14 protein-coding genes are annotated in these 16,536 nt (G+C 60.4%); 5 read left to right on the top strand and 9 right to left on the bottom strand.

Annotated features, from left to right (window positions below):
* Window positions 1-7 precede the first annotated feature (7 nt).
* The 5 genes from FBY12_RS22520 (at window position 8) to FBY12_RS22540 (ending at window position 5,873) form a co-directional block, all read left to right on the top strand.
* Window positions 8-685, top strand: a complete 678-nt coding sequence (locus FBY12_RS22520) for a heavy metal response regulator transcription factor (protein ID WP_101207478.1) — start codon at window positions 8-10, stop codon at window positions 683-685.
* Window positions 675-2,039, top strand: coding sequence for a heavy metal sensor histidine kinase (locus FBY12_RS22525; protein WP_145256046.1), 1,365 nt, complete (start codon window positions 675-677; stop codon window positions 2,037-2,039). Before FBY12_RS22520 ends, FBY12_RS22525 begins: the two co-directional genes overlap by 11 nt.
* Before the next feature lie 431 nt (window positions 2,040-2,470).
* Window positions 2,471-2,695 carry a hypothetical protein gene (locus FBY12_RS22530; protein ID WP_121733286.1) on the top strand — a complete coding sequence of 75 codons (225 nt, stop codon included), beginning with the start codon at window positions 2,471-2,473 and terminating at the stop codon, window positions 2,693-2,695.
* Between the two features lie 246 nt (window positions 2,696-2,941).
* Window positions 2,942-4,210 (top strand): OprD family porin, encoded by a 1,269-nt coding sequence (locus tag FBY12_RS22535; RefSeq protein ID WP_371927525.1) that lies wholly within the window; start codon window positions 2,942-2,944, stop codon window positions 4,208-4,210.
* Between the two features lie 163 nt (window positions 4,211-4,373).
* Window positions 4,374-5,873, top strand: coding sequence for a sensor domain-containing diguanylate cyclase (locus tag FBY12_RS22540; protein WP_145256051.1), 1,500 nt, complete (start codon window positions 4,374-4,376; stop codon window positions 5,871-5,873).
* A gap of 175 nt (window positions 5,874-6,048) precedes the next feature.
* Here the strand turns inward: FBY12_RS22540 and lpxC are convergent, their stop codons facing one another.
* From lpxC to murD, 9 genes are all read right to left on the bottom strand, one after another.
* Window positions 6,049-6,960 (bottom strand): UDP-3-O-acyl-N-acetylglucosamine deacetylase, encoded by a 912-nt coding sequence (gene lpxC, locus FBY12_RS22545; RefSeq protein ID WP_054045542.1) that lies wholly within the window; start codon window positions 6,958-6,960, stop codon window positions 6,049-6,051.
* A gap of 112 nt (window positions 6,961-7,072) precedes the next feature.
* Window positions 7,073-8,278 (bottom strand): cell division protein FtsZ, encoded by a 1,206-nt coding sequence (gene ftsZ / locus FBY12_RS22550; protein ID WP_121733289.1) that lies wholly within the window; start codon window positions 8,276-8,278, stop codon window positions 7,073-7,075.
* A gap of 75 nt (window positions 8,279-8,353) precedes the next feature.
* Window positions 8,354-9,613 carry a cell division protein FtsA gene (gene ftsA, locus FBY12_RS22555; RefSeq protein ID WP_046048247.1) on the bottom strand — a complete coding sequence of 420 codons (1,260 nt, stop codon included), beginning with the start codon at window positions 9,611-9,613 and terminating at the stop codon, window positions 8,354-8,356.
* Window positions 9,614-9,628: 15 nt separating this feature from the next.
* Window positions 9,629-10,498, bottom strand: a complete 870-nt coding sequence (locus FBY12_RS22560) for a cell division protein FtsQ/DivIB (protein ID WP_101207481.1) — start codon at window positions 10,496-10,498, stop codon at window positions 9,629-9,631.
* Between the two features lie 4 nt (window positions 10,499-10,502).
* Window positions 10,503-11,462 (bottom strand): D-alanine--D-alanine ligase, encoded by a 960-nt coding sequence (locus FBY12_RS22565; RefSeq protein WP_145256054.1) that lies wholly within the window; start codon window positions 11,460-11,462, stop codon window positions 10,503-10,505.
* A complete protein-coding gene (gene murC / locus FBY12_RS22570) occupies window positions 11,459-12,919 on the bottom strand; it encodes a UDP-N-acetylmuramate--L-alanine ligase (protein ID WP_109520759.1) in 1,461 nt (486 codons plus the stop codon). Before murC ends, FBY12_RS22565 begins: the two co-directional genes overlap by 4 nt.
* On the bottom strand, window positions 12,912-13,982 hold the full coding sequence (gene murG / locus FBY12_RS22575) for an undecaprenyldiphospho-muramoylpentapeptide beta-N-acetylglucosaminyltransferase (RefSeq protein WP_092278208.1): 1,071 nt from the start codon (window positions 13,980-13,982) through the stop codon (window positions 12,912-12,914). The genes murC and murG overlap by 8 nt, the downstream gene beginning before the upstream one ends.
* Window positions 13,972-15,189, bottom strand: coding sequence for a putative lipid II flippase FtsW (gene ftsW / locus FBY12_RS22580; RefSeq protein WP_092278206.1), 1,218 nt, complete (start codon window positions 15,187-15,189; stop codon window positions 13,972-13,974). The genes murG and ftsW overlap by 11 nt, the downstream gene beginning before the upstream one ends.
* Window positions 15,186-16,532, bottom strand: a complete 1,347-nt coding sequence (murD, locus tag FBY12_RS22585; RefSeq protein ID WP_145256057.1) for a UDP-N-acetylmuramoyl-L-alanine--D-glutamate ligase — start codon at window positions 16,530-16,532, stop codon at window positions 15,186-15,188. Before murD ends, ftsW begins: the two co-directional genes overlap by 4 nt.
* Window positions 16,533-16,536 lie beyond the last annotated feature (4 nt).

The raw sequence follows: 16,536 nt of genomic DNA on the forward strand, positions 1-16,536 counted from the left end.
CGGGGTCATGCGCGTTCTGATTATCGAAGACGAGGAAAAAACCGCGGATTACCTGCATCGCGGCCTCACGGAACAGGGTTACACCGTCGACGTGGCGCGCGACGGTGTCGAAGGTTTGCACCTGGCGCTGGAAAGCGATTACGCGGTGATCGTGCTCGACGTGATGCTGCCGGGCCTCGACGGCTTCGGCGTGTTGCGTGCGTTGCGCGCGCGCAAACAGACGCCGGTGATCATGCTCACCGCCCGCGAGCGCGTCGAAGACCGGATCAAAGGCCTGCGCGACGGCGCCGACGATTACCTCGGCAAACCGTTTTCCTTCCTCGAACTGGTCGCGCGCCTGCAAGCGCTGACCCGCCGCAGTGGCGGCCACGAACCGGTGCAAGTGAGCATCGCCGACCTGTGGATAGATTTGATCAGCCGTAAAGCCACGCGCGCCGGCGCCCGACTGGACCTGACCGCGAAAGAGTTTTCGCTGCTCAGCGTGTTGGCCCGGCGTCAGGGTGAAATCCTCTCGAAAACCGCGATTGCCGAGATGGTCTGGGACATCAATTTCGACAGCGACGCGAACGTCGTCGAAGTCGCGATCAAACGCCTGCGCGCCAAGCTCGACGGGCCGTTCGACGAGAAATTGCTGCACACAATTCGCGGCATGGGTTATGTGCTGGAGAGCCGTGGTGTCCAGTAATTCGATCGCGCTGCGCCTCAGCGGGATGTTCACGCTGGTGGCGGCGCTGGTGTTTCTGTTGATCGGCTGGGCCTTGTATCAGCAGGTCGACAAAGGTTTGGGCCTGTTGCCCGAAGCCGAGCTGGACGCGCGCTACAGCGTGCTCGAATCCACGGTCGGCCGGTATGGCACGCCCGAGCATTGGGTGAAGATCAACAACAAGCTCAAGCTGCTCGGCGAAGAAGACAAACGCATCAGTTTCTGGATTGTCAGCGGCGATCCGCAGTACGAATACGGCCACATTACCCCGCAGATCCGCGACTTCGCCGCAGGGCCGTTGGGCCGCCGCGATTTGCATTTGCCGGGGCATGATTCGCCGCTGAAGGTGCTGGTCAGTCAATTCCCGGCCAAAGACCAGCGCCCGCCGTTGCGCTTCATGATCGGCATCGACACCGAGACGATCTTGCAGACTCAGCACCACTTGTTGATCGCCCTGATCAGCCTGGCGATTGTCGGCGTGCTGCTGGCCTCGGCGCTGGGTTATTGGGTGGCGCGGATCGGCCTCAAGCCGTTGATCAAACTGTCGCAGGAAGCCCAGCGGCTGGCGCCGCCATTGCGTTCGGGACGTTTGCGTCTGTCGCCATTGCCGCCGGAACTGGATCAGTTTGTCAGTTCGTTCAACGCGACGCTGGAGCGGGTTGAACAGGCCTATTCTCGGCTGGAATCGTTTAACGCCGACGTCGCCCATGAATTGCGTTCGCCGCTGACCAACCTGATCGGCCAGACTCAGGTCGCACTGACCCGCGGGCGTTCGGCGGAACACTATTTCGAGGTGCTGCAATCCAATCTCGAAGAGCTTGAGCGGCTGCGTTCGATCATCAATGACATGCTGTTTCTGGCCAGCGCCGATCAGGGCAGCAAAGCGACAAAACTGACCACGACCTCGCTGGCTGATGAAGTGGCGACGACGCTGGAATATCTGGATTTCATTCTCGAAGATGCGCAGGTTGAGGTGCGGGTCAACGGTGATGCGCAGGTGCGCATCGAGATCGCGCATCTGCGCCGGGCGTTGATCAATCTGCTGAGCAACGCGGTGCAACACACCGAGCCCGGGCAGGTGATTCAGGTGCGGATCGAGGCGGCGGAGCATCAGGTGAGCATCGGCGTGGCCAACCCGGGAATGCCGATTGCCAGTGAGCATCTGCCGCGCTTGTTCGAGCGGTTTTATCGGGTGGATGCGTCGCGTAGCAACAGTGGCAATAACCATGGCCTCGGTCTGGCCATTGTGAAAGCGATTGCGCTGATGCATGGAGGGGATGTTTTTGTGCGCAGTGATCAGGGGGTTAACACCTTCGGCATCCACCTGCCGGTCTGACTTGGATCGACTCTGGATCCACCCCTCACCCTAACCCTCTCCCCAGAGGGTAGAGGGGACTGACCGAGTTGTTCTTAGCGCCACATCGACCTGAAATATCGAGTTGAACTCGAATTCTGAAAAGCCCCCGATCAGCTCCCTTTCCCTGAAATATCGAGTTGAACTCAAGTTCTGAAAAGCCCCCCGATCGGCTCCCTTTCCCTGAAATATCCAGTTGAACTCGAATTTCGAAAAGCCCCCGATCGGCTCCCTTTCCCCCTCTCCCCTATGGGGAGAGGGCTGGGGTGAGGGGTGGTTCTTCCAACCGACGCAAAACCCAACTATTGCTTCCCACGCAACAGTCCTTTCTGAAATCAGCTCTGTTTCCCTCCGCCACAGCGCCTTAACCTTCGCGCACCAAACAGCACTTGCCAAGCAAGAAGGTTTTAAAGATGTCCAACACTATGGGTATTGCCAGCGCTTTCGTCATGTCCGCCTTATTCCTGTCCCCGGTTGCCATGGCGGAAGAATCGCCAGCCTTCGTCGCGCAAAACGCGGCGCGGGAAGATGCCTTCCAGGCGCATCAGACAGAAATGACCGCCAAGGCCCAAGACGCTGCGCAAACCCCTCAAGCGTCCACTTCTGCTGCCCGGCCACCGGTTGAGAAAGACAGCTGATTGAGCGCATCGCACCGTTTCCCTCGACACTTTTCATCGGCTCTTCCCTTTGAAAAGTTGTCTTCAAAGCCGCTGCTATCAGCGGCTTTTTTTCGTTGTGCAGAAAACACGTTTTCAAACGTCTCCCTAAACAAGAAATAAAAAAACGTCGATCCATGAACTGACGTTGATGACTCAAAAGGAGCTGTACCGCACGTGTCTTTTACCTTGAAGCTGAGCCCGCTGTTCATTGCAATCGCTGCAACGATGTCCGCCAACACCCAAGCCGCCGAAGACGCCCACCCGCAAGGTTTTGTCGAAGGCTCAAGCCTTGACCTCAACGCCCGCAACTACTACATGAACCGCAATCGCCTGCAGAACGCCGATGACAACATCGAGTGGGGCCAGGGTTTTCTCGGCCGGTTTGAATCCGGTTTCACCCAAGGCACCGTCGGTTTCGGCATTGACGCCCACGCGATGCTCGGGTTGAAACTCGATGGCGGTGGCGGCACCGATGGTTCGAGCATCCTGCCGATCGGCGCGGGCAACGGCAAAGCGCCGGGCTCGTTTTCCACCGCCGGCGCTGCGTTGAAAATGCGCGCGTTCGACACCGAACTGAAGGCCGGCGACTTGTTCCTGACCAACCCGGTGATCGCTGGCGGCGACACCCGCATGTTGCCGCAGACCTTTCGCGGGGTCAGCCTGACCAATACCAGTTTCGATGGCTGGATGATCGAAGGTGGCCAAGCCAGTTTCACCAAACCGTACAACCAGAGCGGCCATAAACGCATCGGCGCCTCCTACGGCACCCTGGCCGACGGTGACAACAGCGAGCACCTGAACTGGGCCGGCGTGGTCTGGAGCGGTTTACCGGGTTTGACCAGCAGCCTGTACGGCGCTGAGCTCAAGGACATCTGGAACCAGTACTACTACGATCTGGATTACACCTACGCGGTCAACGAGATGGTCAGCCTCAACCCGGGCCTGCATTTCTATCACACGCAAGACACCGGCGATGCGCTGCTGGGCAAGATCGACAACAACACTTACAGCCTGCATTTCACCGTCGCTGCCGGTAATCACAGCGTCACCGCCGCGTATCAGCGGGTCAACGGCAACACGCCGTTCGACTACATCAGCCAGGGCGACAGCGTATTCCTCGACAACTCGCAGCAATATTCCGACTTCAACGGCCCGAACGAGCGCTCGTGGAAACTCAAATACGTCTACGACTTCATTGGCGTCGGCGTGCCGGGCCTGACCTCGGCAGTGTCTTACTCGCGCGGTGAAACCGATCTGACCAAGGTCGACCCGGACAGCAAGGGTTACGCCTCGTGGTACAGCGCCGATGGCAAACACGCCAAGCACTGGGAACGCGATATCGATTTGAAATACGTGGTCCAGCAAGGTCAGGCCAAAGATTTGTCGCTGCGCCTGCAATGGGCCACCAACCGTGGCGGCAACGGCTACGGCGCGCTGGATCAGGACACCGACGAATACCGCGTGATCGTCGACTACCCGTTCAATGTGTTCTAAAACCCGCGTGACCAGCTGACACAAAAACTGTAGGAGCGAGCCCGCTCGCTCCTGCAGGCTGCCCACCCAATATTCATGACTGTTTGCAGCAATAAGCGCGCGTTCTTCGGCAACGGCGATATGCAACTAAGCTTATTAAGCCTTTTCAGCAGACAGCCAAACCATGATCGCCAGCCGCATCCCCGACATCCAGGGCAGGACCCGACTGCCAGAATGGCTGCTGCTTCTCGGCAGCTGCCTGACGGTGATCGCGATTGTCAGCATCGTCACGTTCCTGTTGATCCGTGAACACGCGAATGCGCGCCAGGAAGCGACGCGCAGCGCGACGACCATTGCCCAACTGATCGACGCCGATGTGCTGCGCACCGTCGAGCTCTACGACTTGACCCTGCTGGGGCTGATCGCCGCTTCGCAACGCGATGACTTGAAGCAGATGTCGCCGCAGGTGCGGCATCTGGTGCTGTTTGATCGCTCCACCACCGCGCGCTTCAAGGGCGACATTCTGTTGCTGGACAAGCACGGCGAGGTGCTTGCCGACTCGTCGCTGATCCAGCCAAAACCGGGCAACTTCGCCGATCGCGATTACTTCCTCGCGCATCTCTCCAGCCGCGACAGCGGGATGTTTATCAGCCGCCCGTTCAAAACCCGCTGCGATTGCGAAGACCACGACCAGTGGCGCATCAGTTTCAGTCGACGCATCACCTCGCCCACCGGCGAATTCCTCGGCGTGGCGGTGGCGTCGATTCGTCTGGCGTACTTCGACGAGCTGTTCAACAGCCTGAACATTGGCAACGACAGCACGCTGAACATCATCAACAACGACGGCCTGCTGTTGGCGCAAAAACCCTACCTGTTGAGCGATTCGATTGGCAAAAGCTTCGCCAACCGACCCAACGTCGAGCGCATCCTGCGCGAGGGCAGCGGCAGTTTCAGCAGCGTGTCGAGCATCGACCAGCAGAACCGTTTGTACACCTTTTCCCGAGTAGGCAATTTGCCGTTGACGGTGATCGTCGCGCTGTCGGGCCGCGAAGTGTTCGCCACATGGCAACGCACGGCGCTGGTGGTCAGCGGCGCCACCGGCGTGTTGTGCATCGGCCTGCTGTGGTTGGCCTGGTTACTGTCGCGCGAGCTGCGCCTGCGTCACAACGCTGAGCGCGAGTTGGCGCAATTGGCGGCCACCGATGCGCTAACCGGCACGGCCAACCGTCGAATGCTTGATCAGGTGCTGCGCCACGAGTGGTTCCGCGCGCAACGTTCCGGCAAACCGCTGTCGGTGCTGATGATCGACGCCGATCATTTCAAGGCGTTCAATGATCGGCACGGCCATGCGTGCGGCGACGAGGCGTTGCGCGCGGTGGCAAAGGTGATCAGCAGCCATGTCCGACGGCCGGCGGACCTGGTCGCGCGTTATGGCGGCGAGGAGTTTTCGGTGATCCTCGCGGAGACCGACAGCGCCGGTGCGCAGCAGATCGCCGAGCACATCCGCGCCGGCGTCGAGCGATTGCCATCGGTGGCGGGCGCGGATTCGCCGATTACTGTCAGTATCGGCATCAGCACCTGGACCACGGCCAGCGACATGAGTCTGGAGCGGTTGCTGTTTGCGGCGGACAAGGCGTTGTATCAGGCGAAGGAAGGAGGGAGGAATCGGGTGGTTGCCGACTGACGTTTTTGCTCCGTCGGCAAGTCTCTTCGCGGGCAAGCCTTGCTCCCACAGGTTTTAGCGTATCCCCTGTAGGAGCAAGGCTCGTCCGCGAAGGCACCGTAATGTTTGCCACAAAATCCAGGCATAAAAAAAGGCCACCCGAGGGCAGCCTTCAAAAACTAGAGAGGTTTTTTGCTTACACGGCCGCAACAGGACGCATGTAAGAGATCGGTGCAGTGCTGGCGTCTTCGAAAGTCACGACTTCCCAAGCATCTGTCTGCTCAATCAACTTGCGCAGCAGCTGGTTGTTCAATGCGTGGCCGGACTTGAAGCCCTTGAACTCACCAATCAGGCTATTGCCCAGCAGGTAGAGGTCACCAATTGCATCGAGGATCTTGTGCTTCACAAATTCGTCTTCATAACGAAGGCCGTCTTCGTTCAGTACACCATCCGCGTCGACCACAATAGCGTTTTCAACGCTGCCGCCGAGTGCGAGGTTGTGCTTGCGCAGGTACTCGATGTCACTCATGAAACCAAAGGTACGGGCGCGGCTGACTTCTTTTACGAACGAAGTGCTGGAAAAATCCACGCTTGCACTTTGTGTGCGGTTACGGAAAACCGGGTGATCGAAATCGATCTCGAAGCTCACCTTGAAACCTTCGAAAGGGACGAAAGTGGCGCGCTTGTCGCCGTCTTCCACTGTCACTTCCCGCAGGATCCGGATGAACTTCTTGGCCGCGTCCTGTTCTTCCAGGCCGGCCGACTGAATCAGGAATACGAAAGGTCCAGCGCTACCATCCATGATTGGAACTTCGGACGCGGAGAGCTCGACGTAGGCGTTATCGATGCCCAGGCCAGCCATGGCCGAGAGCAAGTGCTCCACCGTATCCACTTTGACGTCACCGTTGACCAGCGTGGTCGACATCGTGGTTTCGCCAACGTTTTCCGCGCGAGCGGGAATCTGCACCACAGGGTCCAGATCGGCACGAACAAACACGATGCCGGTGTCGATAGGTGCGGGCTTGAGGGTCAGGTATACCTTCTCCCCGGAGTGCAGGCCTACACCTGTGGCACGGATAATATTTTTCAGTGTGCGTTGTTTAATCATGGCTTGGGCCGCTTCAGCGCAAATTGCGAACTGGTATCAACAAAGGCTGGCGATAATAGCAGACCAGACCTTTGCTGAACACCAATCACCTTCATAGCCCTGATACATTCCATCAATCAGCCTGACGACGCAGGAATGCCGGGATGTCCAGGTAGTCCAGATCGTCTTGCGGATTCATCTTCGCGGCAGTCGCAGCACCGGCCTGAGCCTGGTTGCGCATGACGGTCGGACGGTCCAGGTCACGGTAGTTGACAGCAGGCGCATCCTGACGCGAAGGCGCTTGTTGTTGCTGCTGCTGTTGCGACTGCGAAGCCACGGACGTGTGCATGGTGTTGTCGATAACCTTTACCGGCTTCTCGATTTTCGCGCCCAGACCCGTGGCAACCACGGTCACGTGCAATTCGTCGCGCATGTCCGGATCGATAACGGTACCGACCTTGACCATTGCGTGCTCGGAAGCGAAGGCTTCGATGATGCTACCCACGTCGGAGTACTCACCCAGGGACAGGTCAGGACCGGCGGTGATGTTCACCAGGATGCCGCGTGCGCCTTGCAGGTTCACGTCTTCGAGCAACGGGTTGCGAATGGCCGCTTCAGTGGCCTCGCGTGCACGGTTCGGACCGCTGGCGCAGCCAGTGCCCATCATCGCCATGCCCATTTCGCTCATGACAGTGCGAACGTCGGCAAAGTCGACGTTGATCATGCCCGGACGCTTGATGATGTCGGAGATACCGCGAACGGCACCGGCCAGTACATCGTCAGCCTTGGCGAAAGCCGACAGCAGGCTGGCGTCTTTACCGAGGATGGTCAGCAGCTTCTCGTTGGGAATGGTGATCAACGAGTCGACGCTTTCAGACAGCAGACGGATACCTTCGTCGGCGATCTGCATACGCTTGCGACCTTCGAACGGGAACGGACGAGTCACCACCGCAACGGTGAGAATCCCCATTTCCTTGGCCACTTCAGCAATGATCGGTGCAGCCCCGGTACCGGTGCCGCCGCCCATGCCAGTGGTGATGAACACCATGTTGGTGCCCTGCAGGACTTCGGCAATGCGCTCACGATCTTCGAGAGCGGCCTGACGACCTACTTCAGGGTTGGCGCCGGCGCCCAGACCTTTGGTCACGCCGGTACCGAGTTGCAGGATGGTCCGCGCGCCGATGGATTTCAGCGCCTGGGCATCAGTGTTGGCGCAGATGAATTCAACGCCTTCAATGTTGCTCTTGACCATGTGATTAACAGCGTTTCCGCCGCCACCGCCAACACCGATAACTTTAATGACCGGGCTTGCGGGGATGTTGTCTACGAGTTCGAACATTTTCCCTCTCCTTTACGTTCTCTAGTTTTTTCGCCTACTGCGTTTGTTGCGGTCTTGCGGTGTTGCGGTAATTCGTCAGAAGTTGCCTTGTACCCAGCTCTTGATGCGATCGAGCAGAGCGGCCTTCGGTTCTTCATTGCTGTAGCTGTCGCGACTGCTGATGCCCGAGAACGAAATCCCGTCGGACTGCTTTTGCAGGCCGTACATCAACAAGCCAACGCCAGTCGAATAAATCGGGTTGCGTACCACGTCATCCAGACCTTTCACGCCGTGAGGCACGCCCAGGCGTACTGGCATGTGGAAGATTTCTTCGGCCAGTTCGACCGCGCCTTCCATTTTCGAGGTGCCGCCGGTCAGGACGATGCCAGCCGGGATCAGGTCTTCGTAGCCGCTGCGACGCAGTTCGGCCTGGATCAGCGTGAACAGCTCGTCGTAACGCGGCTCGACCACTTCGGCCAAAGCCTGACGGGACAGTTCGCGCGGTGGACGGTCGCCAACGCTTGGGACCTTGATGGTTTCACCGGCGCCCGCCAGTTTGGCCAGGGCGCAGGCGTAGCGAATCTTGATTTCTTCGGCGTACTGGGTCGGGGTGCGCAACGCCATGGCGATGTCGTTGGTCACCTGATCGCCAGCAATCGGGATCACGGCGGTGTGACGGATCGCGCCTTCGGTGAAGATCGCGATGTCAGTGGTGCCGCCACCGATGTCGACCAGGCACACGCCCAGCTCTTTCTCGTCGTCGGTCAGCACCGAGTAGGCGCTGGCCAGTTGCTCGAGAATGATGTCGTCGATTTCCAGGCCGCAGCGGCGCACGCATTTTTCAATGTTCTGTGCGGCGTTGACGGCGCAGGTCACCACGTGGACCTTGGCTTCCAGACGTACGCCCGACATGCCCAGTGGCTCACGGACGCCTTCCTGGTTATCGATCACGTAATCCTGCGGCAACGTGTGCAGCACGCGCTGGTCAGCCGGGATCGCCACGGCTTGAGCGGCGTCGAGCACACGCTCAAGGTCGGCGGCGCTGACTTCGCGATCACGAATCGCGACGATGCCATGCGAGTTCAGGCTGCGGATGTGATTGCCGGCCACGCCGACAAACGCCGAGTGGATCCGGCAACCGGCCATCAGCTGCGCTTCTTCGATGGCGCGCTGGATCGATTGCACGGTGGACTCGATGTTCACCACCACGCCTTTTTTCAGGCCTCGGGACGGGTGGGTGCCGATCCCGACGATTTCCAGCGTGCCGTCGTCCGAGACCTCGCCGACCAGCGCCACCACTTTGGAGGTGCCGATATCGAGACCGACGATCATTTTGCCGCTTTGCACGTTTGCCATGGGTCCTGCCTCTTCTTAATTCTTCGCGACAGCGGGTTGGGCTGTCGTGGGCGCTACAGGTTCCCGCCAGCCAACAGCAAGGCCGTTGGCGTAGCGCAGATCGATGCGCGCAATGTTCGTAATCTGTTCTTTAAGCGTCTTGTCGTAGATGGCAATGAAGCGGCGCATCTTTTCCACCAGGTTGCCGCGTCCCAGCAGCAGTTCGATTCCCGGGCCAGCGCTGCCGGCGCCGGTGGTCAGGAACCAGCTGCCTCGTTCACGCAATTCCAGGCGTGCAATCGAGAAGCCCAATGGCCTGAGCATCTGGCTCAGCACCTGGTATTGCTGCATCACTTGCTGCTGGGCCCGCTGTGGGCCGAACAGTTGTGGCAAATGTTCGTAGTTCGCCAGTTCACGCGGGGTGAACGCCTGGCCCTGGTTGTTCAACAGCGACTCATCGCCCCAACGGGCCACGGGCAGTTGTTCTTCAAGGCGAATCACCACTTGATCCGGCCAGACCCGACGCACTTCGGCGTGGGCAATCCATGGCATGGTTTCCAGCTCGGTGCGCATGCTTTCCAGGTCGATGGTGAAGAAGCTCGACGCCACGTACGGGGCGATGCGCTGCTGCACGGCTTGCTGGCTGATGTAACTCAAATCGCCCTGCACGTTGATCTTGGTGATCGGCCGGTCGGCGTAGGGCAGCAAACGCTGCGCGCCTTCGTAGGTGCCGAAGCCCAGCGCGACCAGCAACACTGGCCAGAACAGCGCTTTGAGAAAACCAAAGTTGGCTTTCGGCAGGCGCGCAGACATCGGCTCTTTCGCCACCATTCGGCTGGCACCACGCGGCACCGGCTTGCGGCCGGGAGGTGCGGGGGGCTGATGTCGCAAATGCGCGCCTTGCATGGTCTTACCCTCGCGGCTCTTCAATGCTGGCGGCCAGAATCGCCAAAACCAGTTGCTGGAAATCCAGACCGGCAGCACGGGCCGCCATCGGCACCAGGCTGTGATCGGTCATGCCCGGCGCGGTGTTGACTTCGAGAAACCAGAACTGCCCTTCAGCGTCCTGCATCACGTCTGCCCTGCCCCAACCGGCGATACCCAGCGCCTCACAGGCTTTGGCCGTGAGGTCGATCAATTCCTGCTCTTTGTGGCTGTCGAGGCCGCACGGGATCCGGTACTGCGTATCGGCAGCCACGTACTTGGCGTCGTAGTCGTAGAAACTGTGCGTCGTGCCCAGGGCAATCGGAGGCAACACCTGGTCACGCAGGGTGGCGATGGTGAACTCCGGACCTTGAATCCATTGCTCGACCAACACTTGCGAATCGTAGGTAGCGGCCGCTTTCCACGCGTCGATCAACTCCGACGCGGAACTCACTTTGGCCATACCGATACTTGAACCTTCATGGGCCGGTTTGACGATCAAAGGGAAGCCCAGTTCCGTCGCCGCAGAAATACAATCGGCCTCGCAGCTCAGTACCGCATGGCGCGGCGTCGGAATGCCGAGGCTGTGCCAGACCTGCTTGGTGCGCAGCTTGTCCATCGCCAATGCGGACGCGAGGATGCCGCTGCCGGTGTAGGGAATTCCCAGGCATTCGAGCAGGCCCTGCATGCTGCCGTCTTCGCCGCCACGACCGTGGAGAATGATGAAGGCGCGATCGATTTTTTCGTTGAGCAAACGCTGCAGCAGGTCATCGCCGACGTCGAGGCCGAACGCGTCCACGCCAGCACTCTTCAGCGCTTCAAGCACCGCGTTGCCGGACTTCAGCGAAACCTCACGCTCGGCACTCTTGCCGCCGAACAGCACGGCGACGCGGCCGAAGTCTTTCGGCGCGATCGTGGAGGCGAGGTTGGCGTAAGCAGCAGTCATTTCAACTTCCCCACAGTCGGCGCGGCAACCGCACCGGCGAACAACGGACTGGCGAGCAATTTCGGCGCAAGGCCACCGATGTCTCCAGCGCCCTGGCACAGCAGGATGTCGCCGGCACGCAGCAGTGGTTTCACCAGTGGCGCGAGGTCGACGCCGCGCTCGATGTAGATAGGGTCCAACTGACCACGCTGACGGATGCTGTTACACAATTTGCGGCTGTCGGCGCCCGGGATCGGCTCTTCGCCTGCCGGATAGACTTCCATCAGCAGCAGGACGTTGGCATCGGCCAAGACATTGACGAAATCGTCGTACAAGTCGCGTGTGCGGCTGTAACGGTGCGGCTGGTAAACCATCACCAGACGACGCTCCGGCCAGCCACCGCGCACGGCTTTGATCACTGCCGCCACTTCGGTCGGGTGGTGACCGTAGTCGTCGACCAACATCACGTTGCCGCCGTCGACCGGCAGTTCGCCGTAGACCTGGAAGCGTCGACCGACACCCTGGAAGCCGGACAGGCCCTGGACGATGGCTTCATCGCTGACGCCTTCGTCGGAAGCGATGCAGATGGTCGCCAGCGCATTCAATACGTTGTGGTTGCCCGGCATGTTGACCGAAACGTCCAGCGGCTCGCGATCCGGGCGCAGCACGGTGAAGAAGGTCTGCATGCCTTGCTGGCGCACATTGATTGCGCGCACGTCGCAGTCATCGCCGAAGCCGTAAGTCACGGTTGGGCGTTTGACCAACGGGAGGATTTCACGCACCACCGGATCATCGAGGCAGACCACCGCCAAGCCGTAGAACGGCAGGTTGTGCAGGAACTCGACGAAGGTTTTCTTCAGTTTGTTGAAGTCACCGTCGTAGGTCGCCATGTGGTCGGCGTCGATGTTGGTAACCACGGCCACCAATGGCTGCAAGTGCAGGAAACTGGCGTCACTTTCATCGGCTTCGGCGATCAGGTAACGGCTGGTGCCGAGCTGGGCATTGGTGCCAGCAGCATTAAGACGACCACCGATGACGAACGTCGGATCGAGGCCACCGGCGGCAAACACCGAAGCGATCAGGCTAGTGGTAGTGGTTTTGCCGTGCGTACCGGCGACGGCGATGCCGTGGCGGTAGCGCATCAATTCGGCAAGCATTTCCGCACGCGGCACCACCGGGATCCGGCGTTCCAGGGCGGTGGCGACTTCCGGGTTGGAAGTGTTCACGGCACTCGAAGTGACCAGCACATCGGCGTTGGCAGCGTTTTCGGCACGGTGGCCGATATAAATGTGCGCGCCGAACGATTCGAGACGTTCAGTCACTGGCGACGCCTTGAGGTCGGAACCGGACACTTCATAGCCCAGGTTCAACAACACTTCGGCGATGCCGCACATGCCCACGCCGCCGATACCGACGAAGTGGATTTTACGGATGCGGCGCATTTCCGGGTGCGGCATGGCTTTCTGATTCTCAACCATGGGCCACCTCCAGGCAGGTGTCGACAACGTTACGGGTAGCATCAGGTTTCGCCAGACGGCGGGCCGCGTTGGCCATGTCATTGAGTCGTTGCGGTTGCATCAGGACCTCTGTCAGGCGTGCGGCAAGATCTGCGGCGCCAGTCGTTCTTTGTGGCATCAGGAAGGCTGCGCCTTCACGGGCCAAATATTCGGCGTTGCGGGTCTGGTGATCGTCGATCGCGTGGGGCAAAGGCACCAGCATCGAGGGCAGACCGGCGGCGGCCAGTTCACTGATGGTCAACGCGCCTGCACGGCACACCACCAGGTCGGCCCAGCCATAGGCTTGGGCCATGTCTTTGATGAATGGCTGCACTTGCGCTTCGACGCCAGCCTCGCGATAGCGCTGCGCAGTCACTTCATCGTGGTTTCTGCCAGCCTGATGAAACACTTCCGGACGCAGGTCGGCGGCGACTTGCGACAGGGCTTCAGGCAGCAACTTGTTCAACGGTTCTGCGCCCAGGCTTCCGCCGAGGATCAGCAAACGCGCCTTGCGACCGGCCAGGGCTGGTCGCGGTGTTTCGAGGAACAGCTCGGTGCGCACCGGATTACCGGTGGTCCGACGGCTGTTCGACAGGGTAAAGGTGTCGGGGAACGCTTCACAGACTCGGGCGGCCAACGGCATCAGCAACCGATTGGCGGTACCGGCGACGGCGTTCTGCTCGTGAACGATGACCGGCACGCCAGACAGTTTCGCTGCGACGCCGCCGGGGCCGGTCACATAACCACCGAAGCCGACCACGCACACCGGCCGCAGCCGACGAATGATCGCCCGCGCCTGCCAGATCGATTTGAGCAACATCAATGGCGCCTTGAGCAGCGACAGCTTGCCTTTGCCGCGCAAGCCGCTGGCATTGATCCGATGCAGTTCCAGACCGGCCGCCGGGACCAGGTCATTTTCGATGCCGCGCGGCGTGCCGAGCCAATGCACGGTGTAGCCGCGTGCCTGGAATTCCCGCGCGCAGGCCAGCGCCGGGAACACGTGCCCGCCAGTGCCGCCGGCCATGATCAAAACGTTAGCGCCCATGAGTCGGCTCCTCGGCGAAGTCGCTCTCATGGAACTCCATCTCTTCGCTGCCCAAGTGGGTCCGACTCTCCCACTCGATGCGCAGCAACAAGCCGAGACAGGCACAGCAGATCACCAACGAACTGCCGCCGTAACTGAGGAATGGCAAGGTCAGGCCTTTGGTCGGCAGCAGGCCGACGTTCACGCCGATGTTGATCAGGAACTGACCAATCCACAGGAACGACAAACCGTAAGCCACGTAAGCGGCAAAAAACTGCTTGGCTTTCTCTGCCCACAAACCGATGTACATACCGCGAATACACACGAACACGAACAGCGCGACGGTGCACAGCGAACCCACCGCGCCGAGCTCTTCGGCCAGTACCGAGAACACGAAGTCGGTGTGCGCTTCCGGCAGATAAAACTGTTTCTGCACGCTGTTGCCCAGGCCCACGCCCAGCCATTCACCGCGACCAAACGCGATCAGGGCTTGCGACAACTGATAACCGGCGCCGAACTGGTCGGCCCACGGGTCGGCGAAGTTGGTCAGACGCGCCATTCGATAGGGCTGTACCTGAATCAGCAACACCACCGCGCCAACCGCCAACACCACCATCAGCGAGAACCGGAACAGCCCGACCCCGCCAAGGAACAGCATCGCTGCCGCCGCGCCCATCATTACGACGGTGGCACCGAAGTCCGGCTCCATCAGCAACAGACCGGCCATTGGCAGCAGCACGATGAACGGCTTGAAGAAGCCCATCCAGCTCTCGCGCACTTCTTTCTGCCGACGCACCAGATAACCGGCGAGGTAAATCACCACGAACACCTTGGCGATTTCGGATGGCTGCACGTTAAAGAAGCTGAAGCCGATCCAGCGCATCGAGCCGTTCACTTCGCGGCCAATGCCCGGGATGATCACCATCACCAGCAAGCCAAACGCGCCGAGCAGCATCAGCCAGCCGAGGCGTTGCCACGTGGCGATCGGAATCATCATGGTGACGATGCAGGCACCGAGGCCCAGAACGATGTAGATCAAGTGCCGGGTCATGTAATACAGCGCGCTGCCCGACTGCACAGCGGCGACTTCGGTGGAAGCCGAGGCAATCATCACCAGGCCGAGGCCGATCAGGGCGAGGCAACCAACGAGCATCGGGAAGTCGAGGTCGATACCGCGCCCGGTAATGATCGGCGACGGATACGGTTTGATGATATTTCGCAGGCTCATGCCAATTCCTCCACAGCGCGGACGAACTGGTGACCACGGTCTTCATAATTCTTGAACATGTCGAAACTGGCGCAGGCCGGCGACAACAGCACCGCGTCGCCGGGTTCGGCGATGGCGCGGCATTGGGCGACAGCTTCGGCCAGCGAGTGGACGCGAATCAGCGGCACGCCGTCGCCAATGGCCTGGCCGATCAAGTCGGAGTCGCGGCCCATCAGCACCACGGCGCGGCAGTTGGCCGCCACCGGATCGCGCAGATCCTTGAATTCGGCGCCCTTGCCGTCGCCACCGGCGATCAGCACGAGCTTGCCGTCGATGTCCGCGCCCAAACCTTCGATGGCAGCCAGTGCGGCGCCGACGTTGGTGGCTTTGGAATCGTTGTAATAGCTCACGCCATTCAGGTCGCGGACCCACTGGCAGCGATGCTCAAGCCCGGCGAAGGTGCGCAGGCTGGCGAGCATGGCGTCGAACGGCAGGCCGACCGCATGCCCCAGCGCCAGTGCCGCGAGGGCATTGGACTGGTTATGCGCGCCGCGGATTTTCAATTCGCGCACTGGCATCAGGTTCTGGAATTCGAAAGCCAGGTACTTCTCGCCGTCTTCTTCGCGGATGCCGAATGCCTTGAAATCAGGTTTGCTCAGACCGAAGGTCCAGCACGGCTGGCCCTCGCCCATCAACGGACGGCTCAAGGCGTCCTGACGGTTGACCACAAACTGCTTGGCGCCACGGAAGATCCGGTGCTTGGCCAAGTGATAGGCCGGCAGGCCGCTGTAGCGGTCCATGTGGTCTTCGCTGACGTTAAGCACGGTCGCCACTTCAGCGCCGAGGTGGTCCGTGGTTTCGAGCTGGAAGCTCGACAGTTCCATGACGTACAACTCGACGTCGTCGCTGAGCAAGTCCAGCGCCGGCACCCCGAGGTTGCCGCCAACCGCGACGCGTTTGCCCGCCGCCGCTGCCATCTCGCCAACCAGCGTGGTGACGGTGCTTTTGGCGTTGGAGCCGCTGATCGCAACAATCGGCGCTTTCGCGTTACGCGCGAACAGCTCGATGTCGCCGGACAATTTCACGCCACGGGCGGCGGCGGCCTGCAACGCCGGAGTCGCTAGCGCCAGACCGGGGCTCACGTAGAGCTCGTCGGCACGGCAGAGGAATTCGACGTCGAGCTCGCCACAACGCACTTCCACGTGCGGATAGTCACGCTTGAGCGTGGCCAGTTCCGGTGGATTTTCCCGCGTGTCGGCGACGGCAAACGACGTGCCCCGGTTCGCCAGGAAGCGAACCAGGGACATGCCGCTCTTGCCGAGGCCGACAACGATGCGGAAGTGGTCAGAAGCGATCAGAGACACTCGT

Origin of the sequence: Pseudomonas sp. SJZ131 (genome assembly GCF_007828705.1) — a bacterium.
Lineage (GTDB): Bacteria > Pseudomonadota > Gammaproteobacteria > Pseudomonadales > Pseudomonadaceae > Aquipseudomonas > Aquipseudomonas prosekii.

What these genes read in the sequence shown, in the direction of transcription:
- FBY12_RS22520 (WP_101207478.1), top strand. Translation starts at nt 8, where the DNA reads ATGCGCGTTCTGATTATCGAAGACGAGGAAAAAACCGCGGATTACCTG.
- FBY12_RS22530 (WP_121733286.1), top strand. Translation starts at nt 2,471, where the DNA reads ATGTCCAACACTATGGGTATTGCCAGCGCTTTCGTCATGTCCGCCTTA.
- FBY12_RS22535 (WP_371927525.1), top strand. Translation starts at nt 2,942, where the DNA reads ATGTCCGCCAACACCCAAGCCGCCGAAGACGCCCACCCGCAAGGTTTT.
- FBY12_RS22540 (WP_145256051.1), top strand. Translation starts at nt 4,374, where the DNA reads ATGATCGCCAGCCGCATCCCCGACATCCAGGGCAGGACCCGACTGCCA.
- lpxC (WP_054045542.1), bottom strand. Translation starts at nt 6,960, where the DNA reads ATGATTAAACAACGCACACTGAAAAATATTATCCGTGCCACAGGTGTA.
- ftsZ (WP_121733289.1), bottom strand. Translation starts at nt 8,278, where the DNA reads ATGTTCGAACTCGTAGACAACATCCCCGCAAGCCCGGTCATTAAAGTT.
- ftsA (WP_046048247.1), bottom strand. Translation starts at nt 9,613, where the DNA reads ATGGCAAACGTGCAAAGCGGCAAAATGATCGTCGGTCTCGATATCGGC.
- FBY12_RS22560 (WP_101207481.1), bottom strand. Translation starts at nt 10,498, where the DNA reads ATGCAAGGCGCGCATTTGCGACATCAGCCCCCCGCACCTCCCGGCCGC.
- FBY12_RS22565 (WP_145256054.1), bottom strand. Translation starts at nt 11,462, where the DNA reads ATGACTGCTGCTTACGCCAACCTCGCCTCCACGATCGCGCCGAAAGAC.
- murC (WP_109520759.1), bottom strand. Translation starts at nt 12,919, where the DNA reads ATGGTTGAGAATCAGAAAGCCATGCCGCACCCGGAAATGCGCCGCATC.
- murG (WP_092278208.1), bottom strand. Translation starts at nt 13,982, where the DNA reads ATGGGCGCTAACGTTTTGATCATGGCCGGCGGCACTGGCGGGCACGTG.
- ftsW (WP_092278206.1), bottom strand. Translation starts at nt 15,189, where the DNA reads ATGAGCCTGCGAAATATCATCAAACCGTATCCGTCGCCGATCATTACC.